29 protein-coding genes and 1 tRNA gene are annotated in these 26,210 nt (G+C 67.7%); 11 read left to right on the plus strand and 19 right to left on the minus strand.

The annotated features are described in order from the left end of the window. Window positions 1–42: 42 nt before the first annotated feature. Complete coding sequence (locus PS060_RS10540; RefSeq protein ID WP_273983033.1) at window positions 43–1,107, minus strand: alpha/beta hydrolase; 1,065 nt, start codon at window positions 1,105–1,107, stop codon at window positions 43–45. Between the two features lie 140 nt (window positions 1,108–1,247). Here PS060_RS10540 and PS060_RS10545 point away from each other — a divergent pair, with 140 nt between their 5' ends. From PS060_RS10545 to PS060_RS10555, 3 genes are all read left to right on the plus strand, one after another. After that, a complete protein-coding gene (locus PS060_RS10545) occupies window positions 1,248–2,537 on the plus strand; it encodes an adenylosuccinate synthase (protein ID WP_273983034.1) in 1,290 nt (429 codons plus the stop codon). Between the two features lie 49 nt (window positions 2,538–2,586). After that, window positions 2,587–3,153 carry a L,D-transpeptidase family protein gene (locus PS060_RS10550; protein ID WP_273983035.1) on the plus strand — a complete coding sequence of 189 codons (567 nt, stop codon included), beginning with the start codon at window positions 2,587–2,589 and terminating at the stop codon, window positions 3,151–3,153. A gap of 124 nt (window positions 3,154–3,277) precedes the next feature. Further along, a complete protein-coding gene (locus PS060_RS10555) occupies window positions 3,278–4,291 on the plus strand; it encodes a MarR family transcriptional regulator (protein ID WP_273983037.1) in 1,014 nt (337 codons plus the stop codon). Between the two features lie 7 nt (window positions 4,292–4,298). Here the strand turns inward: PS060_RS10555 and PS060_RS10560 are convergent, their stop codons facing one another. Genes PS060_RS10560 through argH form a run of 4 tightly spaced genes read right to left on the minus strand, consistent with a single transcriptional unit; the run spans window position 4,299 to window position 8,084 of the window. Beyond that, window positions 4,299–5,189, minus strand: coding sequence for a precorrin-2 dehydrogenase/sirohydrochlorin ferrochelatase family protein (locus tag PS060_RS10560; RefSeq protein ID WP_273983038.1), 891 nt, complete (start codon window positions 5,187–5,189; stop codon window positions 4,299–4,301). A gap of 7 nt (window positions 5,190–5,196) precedes the next feature. Then, window positions 5,197–6,456 carry a diaminopimelate decarboxylase gene (gene lysA, locus PS060_RS10565; RefSeq protein WP_273983040.1) on the minus strand — a complete coding sequence of 420 codons (1,260 nt, stop codon included), beginning with the start codon at window positions 6,454–6,456 and terminating at the stop codon, window positions 5,197–5,199. 15 nt (window positions 6,457–6,471) lie between these two features. Beyond that, complete coding sequence (locus PS060_RS10570; protein WP_273983042.1) at window positions 6,472–6,711, minus strand: hypothetical protein; 240 nt, start codon at window positions 6,709–6,711, stop codon at window positions 6,472–6,474. Beyond that, entirely contained in the window at window positions 6,708–8,084 is a 1,377-nt protein-coding gene (gene argH / locus PS060_RS10575) for an argininosuccinate lyase (RefSeq protein ID WP_273986906.1), read from the minus strand. The genes PS060_RS10570 and argH overlap by 4 nt, the downstream gene beginning before the upstream one ends. Window positions 8,085–8,121: 37 nt before the next feature. On the opposite strand from argH, the gene PS060_RS10580 reads away from it, so the two are divergent. Next, the gene (locus PS060_RS10580) at window positions 8,122–8,688 is read left to right on the plus strand and encodes a TlpA family protein disulfide reductase (protein ID WP_273983044.1); all 567 of its coding nucleotides are present in this window, start codon (window positions 8,122–8,124) and stop codon (window positions 8,686–8,688) included. Here the strand turns inward: PS060_RS10580 and PS060_RS10585 are convergent. From PS060_RS10585 to PS060_RS10595, 3 genes are all read right to left on the minus strand, one after another. Then, the gene (locus PS060_RS10585; protein WP_273983045.1) at window positions 8,628–9,893 is read right to left on the minus strand and encodes an FAD-dependent oxidoreductase; all 1,266 of its coding nucleotides are present in this window, start codon (window positions 9,891–9,893) and stop codon (window positions 8,628–8,630) included. The genes PS060_RS10580 and PS060_RS10585 overlap by 61 nt on opposite strands. A gap of 92 nt (window positions 9,894–9,985) precedes the next feature. Continuing rightward, complete coding sequence (gene asd, locus PS060_RS10590) at window positions 9,986–10,834, minus strand: archaetidylserine decarboxylase (RefSeq protein ID WP_273983048.1); 849 nt, start codon at window positions 10,832–10,834, stop codon at window positions 9,986–9,988. A gap of 28 nt (window positions 10,835–10,862) precedes the next feature. Then, a tRNA-Val gene (locus PS060_RS10595) sits at window positions 10,863–10,935 on the minus strand. 71 nt (window positions 10,936–11,006) lie between these two features. On the opposite strand from PS060_RS10595, the gene PS060_RS10600 reads away from it, so the two are divergent. From PS060_RS10600 to PS060_RS10610, 3 genes are all read left to right on the plus strand, one after another. Next, window positions 11,007–11,615, plus strand: a complete 609-nt coding sequence (locus PS060_RS10600) for a GNAT family N-acetyltransferase (RefSeq protein ID WP_273983049.1) — start codon at window positions 11,007–11,009, stop codon at window positions 11,613–11,615. A 10-nt stretch (window positions 11,616–11,625) separates the two neighbouring features. After that, window positions 11,626–12,618 carry an asparaginase gene (locus PS060_RS10605; RefSeq protein ID WP_273983050.1) on the plus strand — a complete coding sequence of 331 codons (993 nt, stop codon included), beginning with the start codon at window positions 11,626–11,628 and terminating at the stop codon, window positions 12,616–12,618. A gap of 130 nt (window positions 12,619–12,748) precedes the next feature. Continuing rightward, on the plus strand, window positions 12,749–13,519 hold the full coding sequence (locus tag PS060_RS10610) for a hypothetical protein (RefSeq protein WP_273983051.1): 771 nt from the start codon (window positions 12,749–12,751) through the stop codon (window positions 13,517–13,519). Here PS060_RS10610 and PS060_RS10615 read toward each other — a convergent pair. The 3 genes from PS060_RS10615 to fmt form a co-directional block, all read right to left on the minus strand. Then, entirely contained in the window at window positions 13,503–14,615 is a 1,113-nt protein-coding gene (locus PS060_RS10615) for a zinc-binding dehydrogenase (protein WP_273983052.1), read from the minus strand. The genes PS060_RS10610 and PS060_RS10615 overlap by 17 nt on opposite strands. A 148-nt stretch (window positions 14,616–14,763) precedes the next feature. Beyond that, window positions 14,764–15,507: a tRNA pseudouridine(38-40) synthase TruA gene (gene truA / locus PS060_RS10620; RefSeq protein WP_273983053.1), complete on the minus strand. Its 744-nt coding sequence runs from the start codon at window positions 15,505–15,507 to the stop codon at window positions 14,764–14,766. A 103-nt stretch (window positions 15,508–15,610) separates the two neighbouring features. Further along, window positions 15,611–16,528: a methionyl-tRNA formyltransferase gene (fmt, locus tag PS060_RS10625; protein ID WP_273983054.1), complete on the minus strand. Its 918-nt coding sequence runs from the start codon at window positions 16,526–16,528 to the stop codon at window positions 15,611–15,613. A gap of 53 nt (window positions 16,529–16,581) precedes the next feature. On the opposite strand from fmt, the gene recR reads away from it, so the two are divergent. Then, window positions 16,582–17,178: a recombination mediator RecR gene (gene recR, locus PS060_RS10630; protein WP_273983056.1), complete on the plus strand. Its 597-nt coding sequence runs from the start codon at window positions 16,582–16,584 to the stop codon at window positions 17,176–17,178. Here recR and PS060_RS10635 read toward each other — a convergent pair. Then, window positions 17,175–17,549, minus strand: a complete 375-nt coding sequence (locus tag PS060_RS10635; protein WP_273983058.1) for a DUF1330 domain-containing protein — start codon at window positions 17,547–17,549, stop codon at window positions 17,175–17,177. The genes recR and PS060_RS10635 overlap by 4 nt on opposite strands. 80 nt (window positions 17,550–17,629) lie before the next feature. On the opposite strand from PS060_RS10635, the gene PS060_RS10640 reads away from it, so the two are divergent. From PS060_RS10640 to PS060_RS10650, 3 genes are all read left to right on the plus strand, one after another. Then, window positions 17,630–18,205, plus strand: a complete 576-nt coding sequence (locus tag PS060_RS10640) for a peptide deformylase (RefSeq protein WP_273983060.1) — start codon at window positions 17,630–17,632, stop codon at window positions 18,203–18,205. A gap of 224 nt (window positions 18,206–18,429) precedes the next feature. Continuing rightward, a complete protein-coding gene (locus PS060_RS10645; RefSeq protein ID WP_273983062.1) occupies window positions 18,430–19,905 on the plus strand; it encodes a DNA recombination protein RmuC in 1,476 nt (491 codons plus the stop codon). A 5-nt stretch (window positions 19,906–19,910) separates the two neighbouring features. After that, a complete protein-coding gene (locus PS060_RS10650) occupies window positions 19,911–20,426 on the plus strand; it encodes a DUF3291 domain-containing protein (protein WP_273983063.1) in 516 nt (171 codons plus the stop codon). 218 nt (window positions 20,427–20,644) lie between these two features. Here PS060_RS10650 and PS060_RS10655 read toward each other — a convergent pair whose 3' ends face one another. From PS060_RS10655 to PS060_RS10685, 7 genes are all read right to left on the minus strand, one after another. After that, a complete protein-coding gene (locus PS060_RS10655; protein ID WP_273983064.1) occupies window positions 20,645–21,439 on the minus strand; it encodes a TrmH family RNA methyltransferase in 795 nt (264 codons plus the stop codon). Window positions 21,440–21,472: 33 nt separating this feature from the next. Next, window positions 21,473–21,751, minus strand: a complete 279-nt coding sequence (locus tag PS060_RS10660) for an HPr family phosphocarrier protein (protein WP_273983065.1) — start codon at window positions 21,749–21,751, stop codon at window positions 21,473–21,475. A gap of 10 nt (window positions 21,752–21,761) precedes the next feature. Next, window positions 21,762–22,190 (minus strand): PTS sugar transporter subunit IIA, encoded by a 429-nt coding sequence (locus tag PS060_RS10665; RefSeq protein WP_273983067.1) that lies wholly within the window; start codon window positions 22,188–22,190, stop codon window positions 21,762–21,764. A 109-nt stretch (window positions 22,191–22,299) separates the two neighbouring features. Continuing rightward, window positions 22,300–23,247: an RNase adapter RapZ gene (gene rapZ, locus PS060_RS10670; protein ID WP_273983068.1), complete on the minus strand. Its 948-nt coding sequence runs from the start codon at window positions 23,245–23,247 to the stop codon at window positions 22,300–22,302. Then, window positions 23,244–23,720 carry an HPr kinase/phosphorylase gene (locus PS060_RS10675; protein ID WP_273983069.1) on the minus strand — a complete coding sequence of 159 codons (477 nt, stop codon included), beginning with the start codon at window positions 23,718–23,720 and terminating at the stop codon, window positions 23,244–23,246. The genes rapZ and PS060_RS10675 overlap by 4 nt, the downstream gene beginning before the upstream one ends. Then, entirely contained in the window at window positions 23,717–25,309 is a 1,593-nt protein-coding gene (locus PS060_RS10680; RefSeq protein ID WP_443112379.1) for a stimulus-sensing domain-containing protein, read from the minus strand. The genes PS060_RS10675 and PS060_RS10680 overlap by 4 nt, the downstream gene beginning before the upstream one ends. Then, a complete protein-coding gene (locus PS060_RS10685; RefSeq protein WP_273983072.1) occupies window positions 25,302–26,075 on the minus strand; it encodes a response regulator transcription factor in 774 nt (257 codons plus the stop codon). Before PS060_RS10685 ends, PS060_RS10680 begins: the two co-directional genes overlap by 8 nt. Window positions 26,076–26,210: the final 135 nt, after the last annotated feature.

Below are 26,210 nucleotides of genomic sequence, written 5' to 3' on the forward strand. Positions count from 1 at the left end.
TATCGCGCCTGCGGCCTGATGTCTCCCTGCCCGTCGGATCGCCTACGCGCCGAACACCTTCTTCAGCCAGGCATCAACCACCGGGGTTGCGGGGTAATCCGCTTCGCCCAGCCTGCGGTTGATTTCGGCATGGCCTTGCAGGCCTTCGCCAGCAAAGCTGCCGACCTCGACCTTGGTGCCCGCGCGCTTCAGCGCTTCGGCCAAGGCTGCGTTCTGCGCCACCCCGTCCTCGCGCTGGACATGGATCAGGAGGAAGGCGGGCGCGTTCGGCCCGGCAGCGTGCGCGATGGGGGACAGCGCCTTCTGGCGCGCCGGATCGGTGCCGAAGGCCTGGGCGTAGGTTTCCTTCATCATCGGGCCAGCGCCCTCGATCTGCGCAGGCACATCATAGGCCGCGCCGTCATTGGGGAGCACCCCGTCGATATCGGCAAAGCTGAGGCCGACCGCCTTGAGGTAGCGCTCATCCGTGCCCACCAGCGCCACCAGATGCGCGCCCGCCGAGTGCCCGGTCAAGACCACGCGGCTGCGATCGATCCCGAGCGCTTCGGCCTGCTTGAGCAGGTAGGCGAGCGCCGCGGCAACATCGGCGGCCTGCTCTTCGACGGTGTTCTTCGGAACCAGGCGATAGTCGATCGAGGCGAAGGCATAGCCCTGTTCGACCATGTGGCCGGGCAGGGCGCGGCCCATCGCGTTGCTCTTGCTTCCGCGCTTCCACCCACCGCCATGGACGAACAGCACCAGCGGGGCGGGCTTGCCCTCGGGCACCCACAGGTCGAGGCCTTGCAAGGGATCGCTGCCATAGGCGAGCGTCTGCTGCGGGGCGAGCGCACCGCTGCGCGCAGCGCCTTCGCCCCGAGCGCCGGCCCCGGTGCGGGCTTCGATACGCTGGCGCAGCGCGGACTGGCAACCCTCGGATAGCTCGGCATACTTGTCGCGCAGGCAGGTGCGCAGTTCCCCCCGACCGCGCCCGCACAGTTCAATGATCTCCTGCCGGCACTCCGGCGCCACCCGCTCGCCGCCCCCGCCGCGGCGCTGCTGGGCAAGGATCGGGCTCGCCAGCACGGCAGCGGCGGCAAGGGCGGTGAGCACTTTGGCAGTCTTGGTCATCGGCGGTATCCTCGGCTTGGCTTTGCACTCCAACGTGCGCGCCGGCAAAACCCTTCGCACAGCGGCACGCACGCCTTGCTCTTGCCCCGACAACCGCCTAGGCCCCGCGCGGTTTTGACGCCGTACGGATAAGGATTGAAATGGCCAACGTCACCGTGATCGGCGCCCAATGGGGCGATGAGGGCAAGGGCAAGATCGTCGATTGGCTCGCGAGCCGGGCTGACGCCGTGGTGCGCTTTCAGGGCGGGCACAATGCCGGCCACACGCTGGTGGTTGGCGGCAAGACCTACAAATTGAGTCTTCTGCCCTCCGGGATCGTGTCGGGCACGCTGTCGGTGATCGGCAATGGCGTGGTGCTCGATCCCTGGGCCTTGCGCGACGAGGTCGCCAAGGTCGAAGGGCAGGGCGTGTCGATCACCGACGAGAACCTCGCGATTGCCGATAACTGCCCGCTGATCCTGCCGCTCCACCGCGATCTCGACGCCCTGCGTGAAACCGCAGCGGGCAAGGGCAAGATCGGCACCACCGGGCGCGGGATCGGCCCGGCTTACGAGGACAAGGTCGGCCGCCGCGCGATCCGTGTGTGCGATCTTGCCCATCTTGATACGCTCGAGCCGCAGCTTGACCGGCTTTGCGCGCACCATGACGCTTTGAGGGCGGGTTTTGGCCAGCCTCCGGTTGATCGTGCCGCCTTGCTGGAGGAGCTGCGCGAAATCGCGCCCTTCGTGCTCAAGTTCGCTCAGCCGGTCTGGAAGCGCCTCAAGAAGGTGCGCCGCGCGGGCGCCAAGATCCTGTTCGAGGGCGCGCAGGGCGTGCTGCTCGATGTCGATCACGGCACCTATCCCTTCGTGACCTCGTCGAACACGGTAAGCGGCACCGCGGCGAGCGGCAGCGGCCTCGGCCCCAATTCGACCGGCTTCGTGCTCGGCATCGTCAAGGCCTACACCACGCGCGTTGGCTCCGGCCCGTTCCCGACGGAACTGGAGGACGAGATCGGCCAGGGGCTGGGCGAGCGCGGCCATGAATTCGGCACCGTCACCGGCCGCAAGCGCCGCGTCGGCTGGTTCGATGCGGTGCTGGTGCGCCAGTCCTGCGCGATCAGCGGGGTGACCGGCATCGCGCTCACCAAGATCGACGTCCTCGACGGGATGGAGCGCGTGAAGATCTGCACCGGCTACCGGCTGCGCGGGAAGGTCTATGACTACCTCCCCAGCCACGCCGCCGATCAGGCCGAATGTGAGCCGATCTACGAGGAAATGCCCGGCTGGCACGAAAGCACGGCAGGCGCGCGCAGCTATGCCGATCTGCCGGCTGCGGCGATCAAGTATATCCAGCGTATCCAGGAGCTGATCGAGTGCCCGGTCGCGCTGGTTTCGACCAGCCCCGAGCGCGACGACACGATCCTGATGCGCGATCCGTTTGTAGACTAAGCCTGTCGTGGATTGATCGGGCTGGGCAGGGCAGGTTATCCTTGCCCGGATGAAGCGTCTCGCCCCCCTCGTCTGCCCCCTCATCTGCCTCGTCGTGGCGGCCTGTACCGCGCCCCCGGCCAAGCAGGCAGAAGCTCCCCCGGCCCAGCCGCCGCTGGCGCGCGAGGCGGCGCGGATCGTGCCTCAGCAGCGGTTTACCAGCGTCGATTACCTCATCGTCGACAAGTCCGAGCGGCTGATGGTCGCTTATGCAGGCGGCCAGCCGGTCAAGGCGTGGCGCGGCCTGCAGCTGGGCGACGCGCCTGAAGGCCACAAGCAGTTCGAAGGTGACGAGCGCACCCCTGAGGGTCGCTATGTGATCGAGGGGCGCAACCCCGGCAGCGCCTATCACCTCAGCCTCAAGATCTCCTATCCCAACGCCGATGACCGCGCCTTTGCCGCGCAATATGGCCGGTCGCCGGGCGGCCAGATATTCCTTCACGGCCAGCCCAACAGCCTGCCATTCGGGCGCGTGCCGGGCGACTGGACGGACGGATGCATCGCCTTTTCCAATGCGGAAATCGAGGAGTTGTGGCGGATCGTGCCGGACGGAACCGTGATCGAAATCCGTCCCTGACATCCCGCCGTGGCAGTCGGTGGGAACAGGCTTGATGGCCTGCAAGTCTCGCTATCTTCGCATATATACTTGACTTGATCCGCTTTTGTTCTAGTCTCGTTCCAACATTGTTGGAGTCGAGTCGATGCTGGTCACTGCTTCCGAACAAGCCGATTTTTCCTATGGCTGCGCTGACGACGGCGCCGGGCTCCCCGCCCGCGTGGCGATCTTCGCCGAGGATGAAGGGCTGCGGCGACAGATCGGCGCCGACCTTGGCGGGGCCGGATTCCGCAGCATCGACGGTGGCTCGCTCCGGTCGTTGCTTGAGGGGCCGATTGCGCTCTTGGGCGATGTGGTGGTGGTCGATTGTGCGATCACGGGCTCGCGCGGGATCGACGCGATGATGCTCGCTGGTCTTGCGCGGCTCGATATGCGGGTGGCGCGCTCGGGCGCGAAGCTGATCGTGGCGACCAACCTTGCAGGGCTCGATGATGTGTTCGCGGTGCTCGACCAGTCCAATCCCCAGCTTCTGGTGTCGCCCAGCCGGGCGGAACGGGTGATCGCGGTCGGCCGTGTCATGGGCGAAGCGGGCGCTGCGCGGCTGCGTGAAATGGGAGAGGAGGATCGCGTTGCGTTGCTCCGCCTGTCGCAGCAGGTCGAAGCCATTGCCCATTCGCTCGATCGTATCGGCCATGCCGCGCCAACGCCGGGCGGCAGCGCCGGTATGCTGGGCGAGCTCAAGCGTGATTATCACGTTGCAGAAGGCAGCCAGCCTGTGGGCTTCGGTGCGGCAAGGGCGGTTCAGCCGGCCCTGCCCGATCCGCAGGTGGTGCGCCAGATTATCGCCAACCGCCAGGCGCGGGCGCGGTTCTTCGATCCGGCGCTGTTCGGCGATCCGGCGTGGGATATGCTGCTCGATCTCACCGCGGCCCATGGCGAAGGTGCGCAGGTCTCGGTTACCTCGCTGTGCATCGCGGCCGGTGTGCCTGCGACCACGGCGCTGCGCTGGCTGACGCAGATGGTGGAGAGCGGCATCTTCGTGCGTGTGCCCGATCCCGCTGACCGTCGCCGCGCCTTTATCGCGCTGAGCGACAGGGCCATTGCGGCAATGTCGGGCTATTTCGCGAGCCTGCGAACGCCGATGCTGCAAGCGGCCTGACGCACGGCTAGTATTCCGGCTGCCAGTGCAGCACGACAGTCAGTCCGGTTCGGACAGGGCCGGGTGAGGGTGCGCTGGGCGGTTGGGCGCTGGGCGGAGGTGCTTCCCCCCGATCCGCCGCTGTAAGCGGTTCCTGCCGTTCGAACCCGCCTCCGTCGATGCGGAATACCCGTCGCTCGGCATCCGCGCGCGCGCGGGCGATGATGGCCGGGGGCACATCGCCGGAAATCAGCAGCACATCTGCCTCACCCAGCAACCGGGCCTGCCGCAAGGTCAGGTCTTCCGGGTCGGGACTGGTAACGGTGATGAGCTGGGTGATCGCCGCAGCGGCCCCGGTCACGCCTTGCGCCCAGTCTGCAACACGCTCGTGCGCCCCAGGATCGAGCGGATCGAGCGGGCCGCCTTCCCGCAGCGCGGCATCGATCGCGCGCCGCCGGTCGGCTCCTTCGGGAAAGCGTTTTCGCAGGAGTGGCCGCGCCGCTTCCAGCGCCCGCGCCAGCGCGCCCAAGCTCTGGGGCAGCACCCGTTCCAGCCGCAGCCTTACGTGTTTGGCGAGGCCCGCCGAAGCGCCGCCCGTGCCGATGGCGACCAGCAGCGGATCGCGGTCGAGGATCGACGGGGTGGTGAAGTCGCAAAGCTCGGGCCGGTCGACGACATTGACCAGCATCCCTGCGCAGCGTGCATTGATCGCCGCCACCTCGCAGGCCTGCGCGTCTTCATAAGCGATGAAGGCGAGGCGCACGCCCTCGTCGATCGCGCGAGGCAGGTCGTCGACGATCACGCCGCCGGCGCGCTCGACCAGCCGCCGCTTGGGTTCAGCTGCCGGGCCATCGCCCAGAACCAGAATCTGCTGGCCTGCAATCTGATGGAAGAGCGGCAGGCTGGCGATACGGCTCATCTGTCCCTCAGGCGAGCCATTCCGGCACGCGCTCGGCATCCATGATCGCACCGGCCTCGATCCGGTCGGCGACGACGGCGAACTTCTCGCCATCGACCAGCACCTCGGCCACAAACCCGCGCGAGTTATAGGACGAGGCCATGGTCGCGCCGTAAGCCCCGGCGGTGCGGAACACCGCGAGGTCGCCGGCTTGCAACGCGTCGCACTCGCGGCCCATGGCGAAGGTATCGCCGGTCTCGCAGATCGGGCCGACGATATTGGCCGTCATCTGAGCGCCCTTGGGCTCGACCGCTTCGAAGTGATGGTAGGCACCGTAGAGCGCCGGTCGGGCGAGATCGTTCATGGCCGCATCGACGATCACGAAGGGATCGTTGATCCCGCGCTTCACCCGCACCACCCGGGTCAGCAGCACCCCGGCATTGCCCGCGATCACGCGGCCGGGCTCGAAGATCAGGGTCACGCCCCAGTCCTTCGTGACCCGGGCCACCATCGCGCCATATTCGGCAGGGGCGGGCAGCACTTCGCCCACCTTGTAGGGCACGCCGAGACCGCCGCCGAGGTCGACATGGGTGATGGTATGTCCCGCCCCGCGCAAGGCCGTCACCAGCGCGCCGAGCTTTTCGAACGCGGTCTCGAGCGGTGCGAGATCGGCGAGCTGGCTGCCGATATGCACCGCAACACCGCGCAAGGTTATGCCCGGCAGGCCCGCCAGCGTCCCGAAAATCTGCCCCGCCTCGCTGATCGGCACGCCGAACTTGTTGTCAGCCTTGCCGGTCGAGATCTTGTCATGCGTGCCCGCATCGACATCGGGGTTGATCCGCAGCGTGCACTGCGCCGTCATGCCCCGCGCGGCGGCGATCGCGGCAAGCTCGACGCCTTCTTCCTCGCTCTCGATATTGAACTGGCCGATCCCCGCATCGAGCGCGGCGATCATCTCGGCAGCGGTCTTGCCTACGCCTGAAAAGACGATCTTTTCGGGCGCGATCCCGGCTGCAAGCGCGCGGCGCATCTCGCCGACCGAGACGACATCTGCCCCCATGCCCTGTGCGCCCAGCACCTTGAGGACGGCGAGGTTGGGGTTCGACTTGACCGCAAAGGCGATCAGCTTGTCCGGCACGTCGTCCAAAGCCTCCCGGAACACCCGCGCATGGCGTTCCAGCGTCGCGCGCGAATAGACATAGACGGGCGTGCCGACCGCGTCCGCGATCAGCGGCAGTGGGACATCCTCGGCGTGCATCACGCCGTCACGAAGCGAAAAGTGATCCATCGGAGGCGGGGGTCTCTATTCGGGAGGGAGATCGAAGGGGTCGTCCTGCCGTTCTTCCGAGCGACGGCGCAGCTCGACACTGCGTTCGGGGGCCGCCAGCGCCTCGCGGCGCAGCAGTTCTTCGGCAGTGGGGGTGACGTTCGCGCCGTACGGTGTGTCGGGCAGGCTTGCGCCTTCGGGCGGGGTGAGCGGCGCTTGCGAGCCGCAGGCACCCAGCGACAGGGCAAGCGCAAGAGCGACAGAGCGGCGCATCATTCCTCCATTCCCAGCGTGCGGCGCGCGGCAGTGACCTGAAAGCGCACCTGATCGGGAGCGGTTCCCCCAAGGCTCGCGCGCGCGGCAACCGAGGCATCGACTGACAGCGCAGCATAGACGCTTTCGTCGATCCGCGCATCAATCGCCTTGAGGTCTTCGAGCGGCAGCTGGTCGAGCGCAATGCCGCGGCTTTCTGCCAGCTTGACGGCAGCGCCGGTGATATGGTGCGCCTCGCGGAACGGGATGCCGCGGACGCGCACCAGCCAGTCGGCAAGGTCGGTCGCGGTGGCATAGCCCAGCTCCGCTGCGGCGCGCATCCGGGCGGTGTTGAAGGTCGCGCCTGCGATCATGCCGGTCATCGCGGCGATGCTGAGGCCCATAAGGCTCGCGGCCTCGAACACCGGCGGCTTGTCGTCCTGCATATCCTTGGAATAGGCGAGCGGCAGGCCTTTCATGGTGATCATCAGACTGGTGAGGCTACCGATCACGCGGCCCGAATGGCCGCGCACCAGTTCGGCCGCGTCGGGGTTCTTCTTCTGCGGCATGATCGAGCTGCCGGTCGAGAGGCTATCGGGCAGGCGGATGAAGCCGAAGGGCTGGCTTGCCCACAGGATCAGCTCTTCCGCAAGGCGCGACAAGTGCAGCGCGGTGGCCGAGCAGGACCACAGGAAATCGAGCGCGAAATCGCGGTCGGACACGGCGTCGAGGGAATTGGCGGTGGGCCGGTCAAAGCCGAGCGCTTGCGCGGTCGCCGCGCGGTCGATGGGGAAGCCCGTGCCAGCGAGGGCCGCGCTGCCGAGGGGACATTCGTTCATCCGGCTCTGCGCGTCGGCAATGCGCGCGCGATCCCGCCGGAACATCTCGTAATAGGCCATCAGATGGTGGCCCAGGGTCACCGGCTGCGCGGTCTGCAAGTGGGTGAAGCCCGGCATGATGCTGTCCGCGTGTTCGCCCGCGCGGGTGACAAGGGCGCGCTGCAAGGCAGCGAGGCCATCGTCCATCTGGGAAAAGGCATCGCGCACCCACAGGCGGAAATCGGTCGCCACCTGGTCATTGCGGCTGCGTGCGGTGTGGAGCCTTCCGGCGACCGGCCCGATCAGTTCGGCGAGCCGCGCCTCGGTGGTCATGTGGATGTCTTCGCGGTCCCAGTCTTCGGGCACGCCTTGCGCTTCATACTCGGCAGCGACTGCATCCAGCCCCGCGCTGATCGTCGCCGCATCCTCGGCAGCGATGATCGCTTGCGCACCCAGCATCGCCACATGGGCCTTGGACGCGGCGATGTCCTGCCGCCACAGCGCCTTGTCGAAAGGGATCGAGGCGTTGATTTCGCGCATGATCGCGCTAGGGCCATCGGCGAAGCGACCGCCCCACATGGCGTTGGTCGCCGCGCCCCCGTTACCGGAGCCTGTCATGTCCCGCTCGCCGCTCATTCCTGCCCTTGCGCTCCTCATGCTGGCGGGTTGCGATAGGGCCGCCGAAGCCCCGGCGCAACCGGTTGCGGGCGATGCGGCCGCCGCGCCCGCCACCGACACAGTCGACCGGCGCTTTGCAGGCACGGCGATCCCGGCGCTGCAACTCGCTGACCCGGCGGGCAAGGTGCTCGATCTGGGGGCGCAGGACGGGCCGGTGCTGCTCAATCTGTGGGCCACCTGGTGCGCGCCTTGCGTGGCGGAGATGCCGCAGCTCGATGCGCTGGCGGGCGCGTTGGAGGGTGAGGTCAGGGTCATCACCGTCAGTCAGGATATTCGCGGGGGCGAGGTGGTGGTGCCGTTCTTTGCCAAGGGCGGTTACACTCGGCTTGAACCCTGGCTCGATCCCGACACGCAGCTGTCCGCGCAGTTCACGCCTGAGGGGGTGCTGCCGCTGACGATCCTGTTCGATGCGTCCGGCAAGGAAGTGCTGCGGGTGGCGGGCGCTTATGACTGGGGCGCGCCTGAGGCCGAAGCGCTGATAAGAGACGCGCTCAAGGCGTCGTAATCGGGCAGGGCAAGGCCCAGCGGGGCAAGCGGAAAGCCGAACAGCCCGCTCATCAGCTGGGCCTGAATGCCGCGCGCGGGCCAATTGCGCGAGAGTGGAGCCAGCACCCTGTCACGCACAGCAGGCAGCACCCGCGAATCCGACTGGTAGAGCGGCGTGAACAGCCGCGTCACGCCCTGATAGAGCCACACATGATCGCGCCGCCAGCTGGTCGCCAGCCGCAGCTTCTCGGCCAGCGTGCGCCCCTCGGCGAGGCCGCGCGCAAGGCTCCAGGCATCGAGCAGCGCCATGTTCGCGCCTTGCCCCAATTGCGGGCTGGCCGAATGCCATGCATCGCCAATCGCGATCATCCGCTCGCCGACCGGGGCCGGGTGGGTGCGGTGGGCATAGCGCGCGAAGGTCAGCTGGCCGCGGCTGGTAATCCGGGCGAGCAGGCCGGCCAGATCGGGCCACAGGCGCAGCACCTCGGACTTCCATGCCTCCAGCGGCGTGTCGGCCCATGCGGCGTAATCATCCGCCTTCAGCGACCAGAAGAAGGCGACCTCCGGCCCCGACGCGGCCGCCCGCGTGCCGATTGGCAGCACGCCCGCCATCTGCGCGGCGCGGCGATAGCGCTGTTCCAGCAGGTTGCCCGCAAAAGGATCGCCCGGCTCCAGCGGCAGGCTCGCCCACAGTGCGCCGAAGGGGAGGATGCCCTTGGGCGCGGGGTCGAAATGCGTGCGCCAGCCGCTCGCATCGACCACCAGATCGAAAGGCGGCGAGGGGTCAGCCTTGGCGAAGACCAGGCGGCGACCTTCGGGCGATAAGGTGCTGCCCGTGACGGCGTGATCGGCGTGGAGCGTGATCCCCTCCTGCCGCTCGGCTGCCTCCAGCAGCACCGCAAACAGGCTCGCGCGGTGGATGCCGATGCCGAACGCGCCCCTGTGTCCCAGCGCGTCATAGGGCGCATCGAGCACCGTGCGGCCATGTTCCTCGATACCTTGCAAGGCATCGATCCGCGCGCCGCGCCGCAGCACTTCGCCCGCAAGTCCCAGCGCATCGAGCACCGCCAGCCCGCTCGGCTGGATCATCAGCCCCGAGCCGACCGGGCCAGGTGAGACGAACTGGTCGAAAATGTGGACGCCGTGCCCCTGCCGCGCCAGCAGCAGCGCGGCGGCCAGCCCTGCCGGGCCGCAGCCGATGATCGCGATGCTGAGCGGCTCCATCCGATGCCCCTTCGTGGCCTGCAACGCCCTGTTATCGCAGGACTGGCGCGGCACCAGTGAATTTAGTGCAAAAGCCCTTCGGTAGCCCGCGATCAGACGGTGAGGCGCTGTCCGATCGCCTCGCCCATGCGCAGCGGATCGCCTGCTTTCAGCCCTTCGCGCCATTCCGCTTTCCCCGGCTCGAACACCAGCACCACGGTCGATCCGAGGTAGAAGCGTCCCATCTCGTCCCCGGCAGCAAAGGTGCGGGCTTGCCCGGCGAAGTCCTCGTCCACCGGCGCGCTGACATGGGTGCGGAAGGTGTTGGGCCAGACGGTGTCGATCCCGGCGACGATCATCGCCCCCACCATCACGCTGGCAAAGTGCCCGTCCGGCCCGTCGAAGCGGCAGGACAGGCGCTCGTTGCGGGCGAACAGCCGGTCAACCCCATCGGCGGTGGCGGTGTTGACCGAGAACAGGTCGCCGGGGATGTAGCGCGTCGCCGCCAGCGTGCCGGCGGCGGGCATGTGGACGCGGTGGTAATCCTTGGGGGAGAGGTAGATCGTGATGAACCGCCCGCCCTCGAACCGCGCTGCTTCCGCCGCGCTGCATCCGAGCAGTTCGGCCACGCTGTAATCGCGTCCCTTGGCCTGGATGATCCGCCCGCCGGTGATCGGTCCCAGCTGGCTCACCGCGCCGTCAGCGGGCGAGAGGATGAACCGCGCCGCATCGGCCAGCGGCCTTGCCCCCGGCTTCAGCTCGCGGGTGAAGAAGTCGTTGAAGCTGGTGAAGTCCCCGATCCCGCGCGCCGCCTCGGTTAGATCCACCCCATAGGCCGCCGCAAAGCGGGCGATCATCGCATCGCGCAGCCACGGCGTCTGGCTGGCGGCAAGGCTTCCGGCGAGCCGCGAGAGCGCGTGCTGGGGTACGATGTGCTGGAGCGCGATGAACAGGGCGGACATGGGAGGCTCCGGGTGGAAAGGCGCGCCGTGGGCGGTAACGGGCTCGAACCGCTGACCCTCTCGGTGTAAACGAGATGCTCTACCAACTGAGCTAACCGCCCCACGGCGTCGTGGGCCGGGCGCGGTTTAGCCGTGTCGGCGCTTGCGTCAAGCTGCTAGAACAGGTTCCGCGATGACCATACACACGCATCTGAACGACGGCACGCCGGTCTGCATCCGCCGGGTGCGGCGCGCGGACGAGGCGCGGCTGAAGGAGGGGATCGCGCGCCTCTCCCCGCAATCACGCTACCTGCGCTTCTTTTCCGGGATGCGCGAGGCGCCGCCGCAGGTGGTGCGGGTGCTGGCGAGCCCTGACGGGCACGATCATCTGGCCTGGGGCGCGCTCAGGAGCGATCTGCCCGATACGCCCGCGCTGGGGGTCGTCCATGCCTTTCGGGACAAGGACGATCCGAATGCGGCGGAGTTCTCGGTTGCGGTGGTGGACGATTATCACGGGCGCGGCCTTGCCCGGCTGCTGACAGCGGTGCTGCTGATGGATTGCGCGCGCGAGGGGTTTGAACGCTTCACGGTTCATGTCCTGCCCGAAAACCGCCCGGCGCTGGCGCTGGCGCGTTCGCTGGGGGCGGAAGGCGTGGGTTATGACGGCGGGGTCTCGGTGATGGAGATCGACATCGCGGCCGCGCTCGCCGCGCTGCGGGCCGAAGCCGACGTGCCGGGGCTCGCCGCCGTCTTCGACCAGTTTGGCGACGAAGCGCTAGGCGATCAGGCCGACCGCGGCTAGGGGCGCGGGCATGAGCACCAGCAAAGCCCCGCGCATCCTTGTCCTTGGCACTGGCGGCACGATCGCAGGCGCGGGGAGCGGCGGAACGGGGGCGGGGTATCGTCCGGGCGGGCTGCCGCTTGATGTGCTGGTCGGGCACCTTGCGGCGCTCGGGCTGGCGGCGGAACTGGTGCCGCAGGAGATCGCCCGGATCGGCTCGCAGGACATCGGTTTTGCCGAGTGGCAGGCGCTCCATGCGGCGTGCATCGGGGCGATGGACGATCCCGCGATCGACGCCGTCATCATCACCCACGGCACCGATACGGCGGAGGAGACCGGCTTCCTGCTTGATCTCACGCTCCCCACCACCAAGCCCGTGATCCTCGTCGGCGCGATGCGGCCCGCCGATGCCGTGGGCGCAGACGGGATGCGCAACTTCGCCAATGCGGTGAAGGTGGCGAGCGACGTGCAAGCGGCGGGGCGGGGTGTGATGCTGGTGATGGGCGACGCGGTGCTGGCCGTGCGCGATGCGCGCAAAGCCGCGACCAGCGCCATTGACGCCTTCCGCACCTTCCCGCGCGGGCCGCTCGCCCGCGTCACCCCGGCAAGCCTCGACTGGTTCGGCCCCGCGCACCGGGTCGGGGAGCGCGCGCGCTATCCCTTCCCGACAGAGCTTCCGCGCGTGGCGATCCTCACGGCCGGGGCGGGGATGGACGCCAAGCCGGTCGAGGCGCTGCTCGGCATCGGCGCGCGGGGTATCGTGCTCGCGGGCATGGGGCAGGGCAATGCGCCTGCGCAAGTGCTGGAAGCCCTCGCCCGCGCGGCTGCGAGCGGCGTGCCAGTGGTCCGCGCCAGCCGCGTCGACGAGGGGCTGGTCGACCGCAATGTCGAGGTCGACGACGATGCCCTCGGGCTGGTCGCCGCGCGCGCCCTCGGCCCGGCCCGCGCGCGGATGCTGCTGATGGTGCTGATCGCGACCGGGATTACCGAAGCAGCGGCGGTTCAGGCGGCGTTTGACGGGTGAGGGCGAGCGGCGGTGCTCGACGCGCGCCTGCCGGGCACCGGGCTGACCTGCCAATCCCCGGACCGGACTGCTTGCGGCCGATCGCCCATGCGATAGTATTGGCAGTCGCGGACCGGGGGGGGGCTGGACTATGAGCGGGGAATCGGTGGGCAAGGCGCGCGTCGCGACGGGTGACGAGGGATTCTTCCTCGGCACCGCGGCGGTGATGGTCGTTGTGGTGATCGGCGGCTTTCTCAATCTCTGGCTACAGGGTGTCACGAGTTTCGCCGCACCCTGGCCCGTCCACCTCCATGCTTTCGTGTTCATGGGGTGGGTCGGATTTTTCACCCTGCAGGTTGTTCTGGCAACCCGCGGTTCGCAGGCTCTCCATCGCCGTCTTGGCTGGATTGCGCTCGCCTATGTGCCGGCGATCCTTGCTTCGGGAACGGCCACCATCGTGCGGGTGATGCAGCTGGGCACCACTCCGCCCATGTGGACACCGGCCTATTTTCTGGTGATGAACATGATGGCGCTGGTCGGCTTCGTCATTCTGACCGGCGCGGCGGTCGCCATGCGGCGACGCACCGACTGGCACCGCCGCCTGATGATCTGCGGCATGGCGGCGCTGCTCGTGACGCCGGTCAACCGGTGGATGCCGGTGCCGGTGCTGTTCGCGGTGATGAGCCTTGCCTCGTCGCTCGTCATCCTGCTGTTTCCGCTGGCCGGAATGATCCGCGACAAGCGCCGGAGCGGGCGGGCCCATCCCGCCTGGGCATGGGGCTTGGGCGCGCTCGTCATGACCGGCATCGCGACGGAGGTAGTGGGGCGCAGCGCGCTGGCCGGTGCCGTGGTGGCAGCGATCACCGAGGGCCATCCCGCGGCCGGAACCGCGCCCCTTGAAAGGCCTAGCCCCAGGGGGTGACCAGATACTTCTCGCCCGTCTTCATCTGGCGGTAGTCGAGGATCGCGTCCTTCTCCAGCATCCCCTCCAGCGTCACCTTGGCCTTGTAATGCGAGGCGAAGGTGGTGGTGAGGCCTGCCTGCACGCGCTGGCGCATCCGCACCACGGTTTCCATGCCCGCGCGGGCGAGGAAGGGGGTCAGCAGCCAGCCCGCCACGCACCACTGGAGGCCATAGGAGGCGGTCAGGATCGTCGGATTCTGGAGATCGAGGCGGCCGTAGATGTACATCTTCTTCTGCTGGTTCGAACCATAGCGCGAGAATTCGGTCATCTGGCTGACGGCAACCTGCTCCATCGCCTTCAGCACGCCGTCCGAGGCCTGCCCGCCGCCGATCGGGTCGAAGCCGAGGAAGGCGCCGGTCTCCGCGATCGCGGCGCGCAGGTCGGCCATGTAGGTGGGGGCCGAGGAGTTCACGACATACTGCGCGCCCTGCGACTTCAGGAGTTCGACGTGCTCGTCCTTGCGCACGATGTTGACCAGCTTCATCCCGTCCTCGATGCAGATGCGGTTGAGCATCTGGCCGAGGTTCGAAGCGGCGGCGAGGTGGACGATGGCGGAATGCCCCTCCATCTTCGCGGTCTCGACAAAGCCCAGCGCGGTCATCGGGTTGACGAAGCTGGAGGCGCCAACTTCGCTGGAATGCTCGCCCAAGGGCAGGCACATCATGGCGTCGGCGATGGCATATTGGCTGAAGGCGTTGCCCGGCACGCAGGCGACGCGCTGACCCATCAGCGCCTTGGCCATGTCGCTGTCACCCGTGGCGATCACCGTGCCCGCGCCCTCGTTGCCCGCAGGCAGGCGCTGGCCGTGGCGCGCCTTGCTGCCGGTCAGGAACGGCTCGGGCATGGTCGCGACGACCTTGCCGGGGGCGTATTCGGCGGTTTCGAAATCGGCCGCAGAGGTCAGGATTGCCAGATCAGAGGGGTTGATCGGGGCGGCCTCCATCTTCACCAGCACCTGATTGCCCTTGGGCTCGGGGAACTGGCTTTCCGCGACTTCCAGCGTCAGCTTGCCGTCGGCGGTGAGGGTGGTGAAGAGTTGCTTTCCGGTGGTCATCCTGCCTGTCCCTTTTTCTCGTCATTGCGACCCCGGCCTTGTGCCGGGGGAAGCAATCCATGGCCCGATCGTCGATCAAAACCGAAAGGTCGGAACATGGATTGCCGCGTCGCCTCTGCGAGGCTCCTCGCAATGACGAGGGGAAAGGTCAATCGGGATAGGTCGCTTCGACGAAATAGAGCCCGTGCGGCGGTGCGTTGAGGCCCAGCGCCCCGCGGTCGCGCGCCGCCAGCGCCTCGGCGATGCGCGCCTCCGGCCATGTGCCTGCGCCGACCAGCTTGAGGCAGCCGACCATGCTGCGCACCTGATGGTGCAGGAAGGAGCGCGCGGCGGCGTGGATGTGCACTTCCTCGCCCACTTTCTCGACCCGCAGCTCGTCGAGCGACTTCACTGGATCGGCGGCCTGGCAATGGACGCTACGGAAGGTGGTGAAGTCGTGCCGCCCGACCAGCGCCTGCGCGGCGCGGTGCATGGCCTCGGCGTCCAAGGGCTGGGGTACGTGCCATGCCTTGTCGCGCAGCAGCGTCAGCGGCGCGCGGCGGTTGGCGATGCGATAAAGATAGCGCCGCCCGGTGCAGGAAAAGCGCGCGTGCCAATCGTCCGGCACCACCTCGCACTGCGTCACCGCGACCGGATCGGGGCGCAGTTGAGCATTCAGCGCCGCCATCAGCCGGAAGGGATCGAAGGGTTTCTCTACGTCCACGTGGCTCCGCATCGCCAGCGCATGCACCCCCGCATCGGTCCGGCCTGCCGAGTGCATCACCACCTGCTCACCCGTGATCCGCCCGAGCGCGTCCTCCACCGATTGTTGCACGCTCGGCCCATGCGACTGGCGTTGCAGGCCGAAGAAGGGCGTGCCGTCGAATTCGAGGGTGAGGGCGAAGCGGGTCATGCCCAAATCGTCTCCCCGGCGCAGGCCGGCGCCCAGAGATCCAAGCGCAGTTTGTGCCTCGCTGGGTTCCGGCCTTCGCCGGAATGACGAGAAAGGGATGCGATCACCTCAACACCGTCCCAGCCGCGACAGGCCGTCCGCGCAGAAATTCTTCGCGTGCCATGGCTGGCTTGCCCGCCCGCTGGATGGTGATCGGGCGGATCGCACCCGTTCCGCAGGCAATGGTAAGCTCGGGATCAACGGTGTGTCCCTCGCCGTAGGAGGCGAGGCCGGGAAGGCGAGCGGTTTCGGCGCGCAGCAATTTTATGCGTTCCCCCCCAAGTTCAAACCATGCGCCTGGGAAGGGGGCGAGGCCATGGATATGCCGCACCACGGATTCTGCGCTACGTGACCAGTCGATCTTGCTTTCCGCCTTGTCGATCTTGGGAGCGTAGATTGCCGCGGCTTCGTCCTGCACCTCCGGCGGAAAGGCGGCGAGGTCCGCCAGCACCTCGACCATCGCCGTAGCGCCCATCGCGCCCAGCTCTTCGAACAGCTCTCCGGTTGTCTTCGTTCCGACTGGCGTGCGCACCTTGTGCAGCATCGGCCCGGTATCGAGCCCCGCCTCCATCTGCATGATGGTGACGCCTGTCTCTTCGTCGCCCGCCATCACCGCGCGGTGGATCGGTGCCGCCCCGCGCCAGCGCGGCAGCAGCGAGGCGTGGATGTTGAGGCAGCCGTGGCGCGGCGCGTCGAGCACCGGCTGCGGCAGGATCAGGCCATAGGCCGCGACGACCGCGACATCGGCCCCCAGCGCTGCAAATTCGGCCTGCGCCTCGGCCCCCCGCAGCGACACGGGCGAGCGCACCGGCACCCCCAACCGCTCGGCCTCGACCTGCACCGGAGAGGGCATCAGCTTCTTCCCCCGCCCCGCCGGACGCGGCGGCTGGGTATAGGCGCACACCACATCATGCCCCGCCGCGTGCAAGGCGCGCAGGGCCGGAACCGCGAATTCCGGCGTCCCCATGAAGATGATGCGCATAAGCTGTGCCCGGAGCCTTTGAGTAACCGAGCGCAGCCCCTATCTCTGACCCCATGGCATCGCAAGAGATCGAGGCACTGAGTTCCGCGCTAGCGCGTCTGCCGGGGCTTGGCCCCCGCAGCGCGCGGCGCGCGGTGCTGTGGCTCGTCAAGCACCGCGAGAGCGCACTGCCCGCCCTGCTCGAAGCCCTTGCAGGCGTGGCCGAGACGCTGGTCGAATGTCACATCTGCGGCAATGTCGACACCTCCGACCCCTGCGGCATCTGCGCCGATCCGCGCCGCGACGGGCGCGCGCTGTGCGTGGTGGAGGAGGTCTCGGATGTCTGGGCGCTCGACCGCGCGCGGCTATTTCCCGGGCGCTATCATGTGCTCGGCGGCAGGCTCTCCGCGCTCGACGGGATCGGCCCTGACAGCCTCAACATCGCCAGCCTGCTCGCCCGTGTGGAAGCGGGCGGGATCGACGAAGTGGTGCTGGCCATGAACGCCACCCTCGAAGGCCAGACCACCGCGCACTACCTTGCCGAGCGGCTGGATGCCTTCCCGGTGCGCGTCACCCAGCTCGCCCACGGCCTGCCGGTCGGCGGCGAGCTCGACTATCTCGACGAGGGCACGCTGGCCCAAGCCCTGCGCGCGCGGCGGCCGGTGGGTTAGGGCGCGGCGCCCTCGACCAGCAGGATCCGCGAGCGCGCATTGGCATGGCGCAGCCCCGCCACCGCCTTGTAATCCGCCCCGTCAAGGCACGCCCGCGCCGCCGCCATCGAGGCGAATTCGATCACCACCATCCGACCCTCGGGCGCCGCCCCCTCGCGGGCCTCGCTCGCCCCGCCGCGCACCAGATAGCGCCCGCCGCAAGCGGCGATCACCGGGCCGACCTTGGCGACATATTGCGCATAGCCATCGGGATTGGTGACCGCGATCTCGCCCACGACATAGGCCTTGGGCGCAGCCTGCTCGCCCGCCGCCACCAGCGCCGTGCCGGCCACTCCCAGCCCCAGCACGCCGATCATCCCCGCCTTGCGCATCCTCGTCCCCTCCATTGCCATCAGATCCGCGTCATCCTGACAGCTTGATAAGCCGCGGTCACGGCCCTATCTTCGCGCGCATGGCTATCCGCGAAATCCTCGAAGTGCCGGACCCCCGGCTCAAGGTCGTCTCGACCCCGGTCGAACCGCATGAGTTCAATGACGACCTGCGCACCCTCGTCGACGATATGTTCGAGACGATGTACGATGCCCCGGGCATCGGCCTTGCCGCAATCCAGGTCGGCGTGCCCAAGCGGGTGCTGGTGATCGATCTCCAGCCCGACGATCCCGATGCCGAGCCGGTCGAATGCACCAGCCACGGCGGCCACAAGCACACGCACCCGGCGACCAAGAAGGAACCGCGCGTCTTCATCAACCCGGTGATCCTCGATCCGGCGGCAGAGCTTTCGACCTATCAGGAAGGCTGCCTCTCGGTGCCCGAGATCTACGCCGACGTCGACCGCCCGGCGACCTGCACGGTGCGCTATCAGGACTTGGACGGCAACACCCACGAGGAACACCTCGAAGGCCTGATGGCGACCTGCCTGCAGCACGAGATGGACCACCTCGAAGGCATCCTGTTCATCGACCACCTCTCGCGCCTGAAGCGCGCAATGGTGCTGAAGAAGCTCGAGAAGATCCGGCGCGCGGCGTAATTTGTTTGCGTGCCCGCCTCCGCGGGCACGTCCTCGGCGCTGATCCGAGCCTTGCAGGCTCGGGCACCTGCGGGCGGCCGGTCGGCCTTGCGGCCCTACGGGCCGGTGGTCGCGCTCCCCATTTTCCTCTTCGTCTCCCCGGGCTTGACCCGGGGCCCCGCTTTTGTGTTGGAAAGCGCGACGCAGGCCTAGCGTTCCCCATTCGTTCCGTGTAGGCTTGCCGCATGGACCCTGCGATTCTCTCGATCATTGCCCTTTTGGCTGGCCTTGCCCTCGGCTGGTTCATCGCCTCGCGCCCGCTGGCTGACCTGCGCGCGCGGCTGACGGCGGCGGAGGCGGCCGGGGCTGAGGGGGAGGCGAAATTCGCCCGCGCCATTGCCGAACTGGGCGAGGCACGGATCGAGGTGGCGGGGCTCAAGGAGCGCGTTGGCCAAGCCGATGGACTGATGGCGCGGCTCGATTCGGTGGAGGCCGATCGCGCTGCTCTGGCGCAGAAGCTTGCCGCGCTGGAAAGTGCATCGGCTGAACGCGAGAAGGCCTTTGCCGAACAGAAAGCCGCGCTGCTCGCCGCGCAGGACAGTCTCAAGAAGGAATTCGAGAACGCAGGCAGCCGGGTGCTCGAACAGGCGCAGAAGGCGTTCCTTGAACGGGCGCACGCGCGGTTCGAAGAGAGTGAGAAGACCAGTGCAGAGCGGTTGAAGTCCCTGCTCGCTCCGGTCGATCAGCGGCTCAGGAGCTACGAAGAACAGGTGCAGGCACTTGAGAAGCAGCGCGTTGATGCCTTCGGCCAGCTTATGGGGCAAATCGATGCGCTGCGGGTCGGTCAGGAAGCGGTCCGCACCGAGGCGCTCCGGCTCGGCAACTCGCTCCGCAATGCCCCCAAGGCGCGCGGGCGCTGGGGCGAACAGCAGTTGCGCAACGTGCTCGAACAATGTGGGCTGTCCGAACACACCGATTTCGTAACCGAACAATCGATCGACACCGACGAAGGTCGGCTGCGCCCCGATGCAATCGTGCGGGTGCCGGGCAACAAGCAGCTGGTGATCGACGCGAAAGTTTCACTCAACGCCTATCAGGATGCCTTCGAGGCCGAGGAGGAGGATGCCCGCAAGGCGCATTTGGACAACCACGCCGCCTCGATGCGCAACCACATCCAGACACTCGGCACCAAAAGCTACCAGTCGCAGTTCGAGAACGCGCCCGACTACGTGATCATGTTCGTGCCGGGCGAGCATTTCATCGCCGCCGCGCTCGAACATGACTCAACCCTGTGGGACTTCGCCTTCAAGAACAAAGTTCTGCTCGCAAGTCCGACCAATCTTGTGGCGATCGCGCGGACGATTGCGCAAGTCTGGCAACAGGAAGGGTTGGCGCGTGAGGCGCGCGAGATCGGCAAACTCGCAGCGACGCTCTACGACAGCCTCGCTAAGACCCAAGACGATCTGATGAAGACCGGCGTTCACCTCGGCCGCGCGGTCAATTCCTTCAACGATTTCGCGCGGACCTATGAGGGCAATGTAATGAGCCGTGCCCGCCGTCTCACCGAAAAGCACATCCAGATTGGCAAGCGGGAAATCAGCGATGAGGTTCCGCTGGTCGAAGTGTCGCCGCGTTACGGCAATGGTGATGCCACCGATGTTGCAGCGCTCGAAGCCTCTGATAAGGATAGCGAAAGCGACAAGCGCGACGCAGCGGAGTAAGGCGGATGAGAGGGCAGGGCAGTGGCTGGCAGTTGGCGCAGATCAACATCGGCAAGTTGCTCGCGCCCGAAGGCGATCCGCGGGTGCAGCCCTTTTTCGACGCGCTCGAACGGGTGAACGCCATCGCCGATGCCTCGCCCGGCTTTGTCTGGCGGCTGCAATCGGACAGCGGCAACGCGACCGATTTTGACGTCGCCTCCGATCCGCTGCTGCTGGTCAATATGTCGGTATGGCAGGATGCGGAAAGCCTGTTCGCGTTCGTCTATCGCTCGGGCCACACGCCGGAAATGGCGCGGCGGCGCGAGTATTTTCACCGCTTCGAAAGCGCCTATCAGGCCTTGTGGTGGGTGCCTGTAGGCCACCGCCCCAGCATCGACGAGGGGCTTTCGCGCCTGTGGATGCTCGACCGCTACGGCCCGTGCCCGCAGAGCTTCACCTTCAAGGCGCGCTTCCCGCAGCCCGGCCTCGCCGATCCGCCGCTCGATATGCAGCCTGATCCCTGGTGCGTCGGCAACACGTGAAGCGACGCTTTCCTACAGGCATCGGGAGGGTCATGGTGCGGGCCGCTCTTTCTCATCGTCCGCCCCAGAACTCGCGGCAAAGCCCGCTCACGGCTCGATCAGGGACTATTTCGCGCGCGTGATTTCTTGTCCGTCCGGACGCAAGTTTGCTCTATCAATCTGTATTGTCTAGAAAAAATCCAAGTAGGAAAGGTGACACGGTGTCACCTTTGTAACGCTTATTCAAGCACTGCCAGCACTTCATAGGCCAGCACCGCGCCTGCCATAGCCGCATTCAGGGAATCCGCGCGGCCTTTCATCGGCATGGTCACGCGCAGATCGCAGGCCGCCTCGTAATCCTCCGGCAGACCTTGCGATTCGTTGCCGACGAGGATGAAGCACGGCGCCGTATAGGCCGCCCCACGATAGGGCACGGCATCGCGCAAGGAAGCCGCGACCAGCTGGCCGTCTCCCGCGCGCAGCCACGGCAGAAAATCCTCCCACCGCGCCTGTGCCAGCCCCACGGTGAACACCGCGCCCATGCTCGCCCGCACGGCCTCGGCGCTGAAGGGGTCGGCGCAGTCGTCGATCAGGATGAGGCCGCCTGCGCCCACCGCGTCGCAGGTGCGCAGCATCGTGCCGAGATTGCCCGGATCGCGCAAAGCCTGCGCGGCAAGCCAGATCGGCGCAGCGTTGCGGTCGAGCTGGCCGAGCGCCGTGTCCCACTCGTCAAACACCCCGGCCACGGCCTGGGCGTTCTCCTTGCCGGTGATCTTGGAGAGAATGTCGGGCGTGGTCGCGATCACCTCGCCGCCCGCTGCCATGACGTCAGCCTCAAGCCGTTCAAGCAGCGGATGTTCGCGCCCCTCGGCCATCACCAGCGTCCGGGGCAAGCGTCCGCAAGCCCGGGCATCTTCGAGCAGGCGAAGGCCTTCGACAAGAAACTGGCCCGCGCGCTTGCGATGCTTCTTGTCCCGCAGCGAGCGCAGGTATTTGACCGTCGGGTTGGAAAAGCCGGTGATGTGCTTGCGCATGGCAGGCCGCCTAGCCCAACCGGCCGCGGCGCACTAGTCCTCGCCGAAGCCGTCGGCGATCAGCGCGACGAGATCGGCGAGCACCGCGTCCGCGCCGTCACCTTCGACCGCCACTTCGACCGTGTCACCCTTGGCCGCGCCGAGCATCATCAGCCCGAGGATCGATCCGCCCGCCGCGCTGTGCGGCGCCTTGGAGACGGTCACCTTGACGCCATCGGGCAACGCGGCGACCGCGCCGACGAACTTCGCGCTCGCCCGCGCGTGCAAGCCGCGCCGGTTGACGATGGTGACGTGCTGCCTTGCCTCCCCCACGGCGGCGTTCCTAGGCCTTGGCCCGTGCGGGCGGGGCGGTGTCGGCGCTCAGCAATTCGCTGGCGATGGTGATGTAGTTGCGTCCGGCGGTCTGCGCGGCGTGGACCGCAGCGGTGACGTCCATCGCCTTGCGCGCGCCTGCGAGGCGGATCAGCATCGGCAGGTTGATCCCCGCGATCACCTCGACATGGCCTGTTTCAAGCAGCGAAATGGCCAGGTTCGACGGAGTGCCGCCGAACAGATCGGTGAGGATGATGACGCCCTTGCCCGCGTCGACCGCAGCGATTGCTCCGGCGATGTCGGCGCGGCGCTGCTCCATGTCGTCATTGGGGCCGATGCAGACCGTGACGATGCCCTCTTGCGGGCCGACCACGTGCTCCATCGCCTCGACGAATTGGTCCGCGAGGCGGCCATGGGTTACCAGGATCAAGCCGATCATGTGTGAATAGGGGTCCGTTAACTGCCCGGCGAGGGGGCTGCCTTACGCGTTTCTACCGTGGCCGACAATGCGATTGGTTGCATTGCAGCGAAAATTGCCCGTCCGCCGGCTAGCGCTTGTCGCCTTCAAGAGCGTCAGCCGCACGCGAGCCGAGGTTGCGGTGGCGGACAGTGGGGGAAAAACCCGCATCGCGCAAGGCCTGTGCCATGGCTTCGGCGGTGAAGACCGAGCGGTGTTTCCCGCCGGTACAGCCGAAAGCGACATGAACATAGGGCTTGCCCTGCTCGGCATAGCGCGGGAGCAGCAGCAGCAGCAGGTCACGGATCCGGGCGAAGGCCTCGGCGAAGGCCGGGTCGCGGCGGATGTGATCGCCCACGGCGGCGTCCTGCCCTGTCTGTTCCCTGAGGCCCGGCACCCAGTGCGGATTGTCGAGGAAGCGCATATCGAACACCAGGTCAGCCAGCGGTGGCATCCCGCGAGCAAAGCCGAAGCTCGACAGGGTGACGGTCAGCGCCGCGCTCTTGTCAGCCGGGGCGAAGAGTTCGCGAATCCGGCCTTGCAGGTCGTTGCTGGTCATCGCCGAGGTGTCGATCATCACCTCCGCCCAGCGGCGCAGCGGTTCGAGCAGCTCGCGCTCGGCCGTTATGCCTTCCTGCACCGGGCGGCCATCGGCCATCGGGTGGCGGCGGCGCGTCTCGTTGAAGCGCCGTTCGAGCTCGCCGCCCGCGCAGTCGAGGAACAGCGAGGTGAGCGCGAGGTCGGGCCGGGCGCTCAAGTCCTTCACCAAGGCGATGATGTCGGCCGGCACGAAGCCGCGGGTGCGCGAATCGAAGCCGATCGCGAGCGGCCCGCGGGTCTCGTCAGGCATGGTGACGAGCCGCTTGAGCATCCGCACCGGAAAGTTGTCGATCGTCTCCCAGCCCAGATCCTCGAGCACGTCGAGCGCGGTCGATTTGCCTGCGCCCGCAAGGCCGGTGACAAGCAGCAGCTGTCGCCGCGCGGACGGCGGGGTCGCCGGCGCGGGCTCTGGGGAAGAAGGGGCGGCAGGATCGCTCATGCTGCTCTATGTGGTGATGGGCCGGGGCAAAGGGAAGATGGATCGAATACCTGCCCGTGCAGTCGCAGCGCCCATTCGGCGCGCAGGGCCGGGGCATGGGCGCCGGGATCGAAGGCCAGCACCGGCACGGCAATGCCTTCGATGTCGCGGGTGGGCAGCGGCGTTTCGGGCAGACGCTCAGGCGGCGGGCCACCGAGCGTGAGGATCAGCGCGACCGGGGCGGGCACGGCGACAGGGAGCGACACCAGGCCCACCCCGCGCAGTTCCAGCAGTCCGGCGATATTGGGCGGCGGGGCGGCGATCAGGCGTCCGGACTGCGCCACCACGGTCACGGCATCATCGCCGATCAACCCCGCACCGCGGTCGATCAGAGCGAGCGCGAGGCTTGACTTGCCGCTGCCCGGCCTCCCCTCGATCAGCAAGGCGCGGCCCTCGATCACCACCGCGCTGGCGTGAAGGACGCGGCCGTTCATGGCGCGGCAGGCAGGGTGAGGCGCAGGCACGCGCCCGCTGTCCCGTCGGGGCGGGCCTCGGCGGTGAGGGTGCCGTCATGCGCTTCGGCAATGGCGCGGCCAATCGCAAGGCCGAGCCCGGAATGATTGCCGAAGCTCTCGCCTTCGGGGCGGTCGGAATGGAACCGGCGAAACACGGCTTCGCGCGCGTCGGGGGCGATGCCGGGGCCCTCGTCGGTGACTTCGGTGACCACCATGCGCCCCGCCGGACGCAAGGTGACGCGCACCGTGCCGCCCTCGGGCGAGAAGGAGACGGCATTGTCGATGAGGTTTTCCGCCACACGCTCGAGCTGGGTCGGCACCCCCATCACGCGCAGGCGTGCCCCCTGCGGCACCCTTGCGTCGAGTTCGAGCCGCCGCCCGCCGTTCAGCCCCCGGTTCTCGCGGCTGCGGATCAGGTTGGCAAAAAGCTCGGCAAGGTCGACGTGCTCCAGCGTTGCCCGGCTGATCTCGGCGTCGACCCGGCTGGCTGCGGCAATCTCGGTGACGAGGCGGTCGATCCGGCGCACATCATGCGCCGCGATCTGGAGCAATTCGGCGCGCAGGGCCGGATCCTCGACCCGCGGCAGAGTGTCGACCGCGTTGCGCAAGGACGCGAGCGGGTTCTTGATCTCGTGCGCGACATCCGCAGCGAAGCTGTCGACCGCGTCGATCCGCTGGCGCAGCGCCCCGGTCATGTCGGAAACCGCGCGGGCGAGCAGGCCGATCTCGTCGCTGCGCTGCGGCAGGCGCGGCACTTCCACCTCGCGGTCGCGCCCCTGCTTCACCCTGACCGCCGCGCGGGCGAGCAGCCGCAAGGGGGTGACGATGGTGCGCGCGAGGAACAGCGAGAGCGCCGCCGAGGCACCCAGCACCAGCAGCATCGCCAGGAACAGCATCGAGCGTGCCGCGCGCACGCTTTCGGTGATGTCGACCGCGTTGCGCACGGTCAGCAGGGTCGCGCCTTGCAGACCGACCGGCACGGCGGCGGTGATCACCGGCGTACCGTCGCGCCAGTCATAGAGCCGCACCTGCGACAGGCCCAATTCGCGCGCGCGGGCGAGTTCGGGCCATGCATCGGCGTCCTGCGCCTCGGGTTCCTGATAGTCCTGCACCGCTTCGGCGCTGACGATGGTGTCGACCGTCCGGTCGAGCCAGCGCGAGAAGCGCTGTTCCCAATCGTCATCGGCAATGTCGTTGAAGCGGAAGGCGGGCGCGGCAAGGGCAAAGCTGTCGGCGGTAAGGCGGCCCTTGGCGTCGAACATCCGCAGGCGCATCCGCTGTTCCTTGCCGATCTGCACCAGCAGCGCCTCCTGCCGTTCGCGCGTGGCTCCGGCCAGCGCCTCGGCGGTGATCTGGGCTTCGATGCGGGCGGAGTTCAGGCGCTCGTTGATCAGCTGGGTGCGATAGCTGTCGAGATAGAATAGCCCGCTGCCCAGCAGCAGCAGCGGCAGAATGTTGACCGCGAGGATGCGACCGGTCAGGGCGAAGCGGCCCGTCGCGGTCATTTTCTCGGCCCCGGACGTCCCACGCCCCGCGCCGCGCCCTCCGTCACCGGCCGGATCAGCCATCGGTGAAGCTGTAGCCCGCGCCATAGAGCGTATCGATCGCATCGAAGGCGGGATCGACCAGCCGGAACTTGCGGCGCATCCGCTTGATGTGGCTATCGACCGTGCGATCATCGACGAAGACATCGTCGGGATAGGCCGCGTCCATCAGCTGGTTGCGGCTCTTGATCACGCCGGGGCGGATCGCGAGCGCTTCGAGGATGAGGAATTCGGTGACGGTAAGGCTGACCGCCTGCCCGTCCCACATCACCTGGTGGCGCGCCGGGTCCATGAACAGGCGGCCCCGCACCAGGTTGGCGGGCGCCGGTTCGGGCACGGCAGCAGGCGAACTGCCTGCCGCAAGCGGCTCGGCGCGGCGCAGGATCGCGCGGATGCGGGCGATCAGGAGGCGCAGGCTGAAGGGCTTGGCGATGTAGTCATCCGCGCCCAGTTCGAGCCCTGCTTCCTCGTCGCTTTCATCGTCCTTGCTGGTGAGGAAAATGACGGGGAGGGCGGAATTCTCGCGCAGCCGCCGCAGCAGCTCCATCCCGTCCATCTTGGGCATCTTGATGTCGAAGACGGCGAGGTCAGGCGGATTGTCGAGCAGCGCCTTGAGCGCGGTCTCGCCATCGGAATAGAGGCGCGTGGCAAAGCCTTCGGCCTGAAGCGCGATCGAGACTGTGGTGAGGATGTTGCGATCATCATCGACCAGAGCGATCTGGAGCTTGCGCGCCTCACCCGGCGCGGCCTCCGGCGTCGTCAAGGCAGGATCGGTGGTGCCCTCGGACATGGCCTTTATCCTCTTTGCCCCCGCGCGTGCATGGCCTTTGGGTAGCGCCATGCGCGCCTGAGGGCAATGGCGCTGGCGGCAACGCCGGGGCGGAAAAGCCAGGATTGTGCCGTGTGCACAAATGCTTTTGCCGCA

Source organism: Erythrobacter sp. BLCC-B19 (genome assembly GCF_028621955.1).
Classification (GTDB): domain Bacteria; phylum Pseudomonadota; class Alphaproteobacteria; order Sphingomonadales; family Sphingomonadaceae; genus Erythrobacter.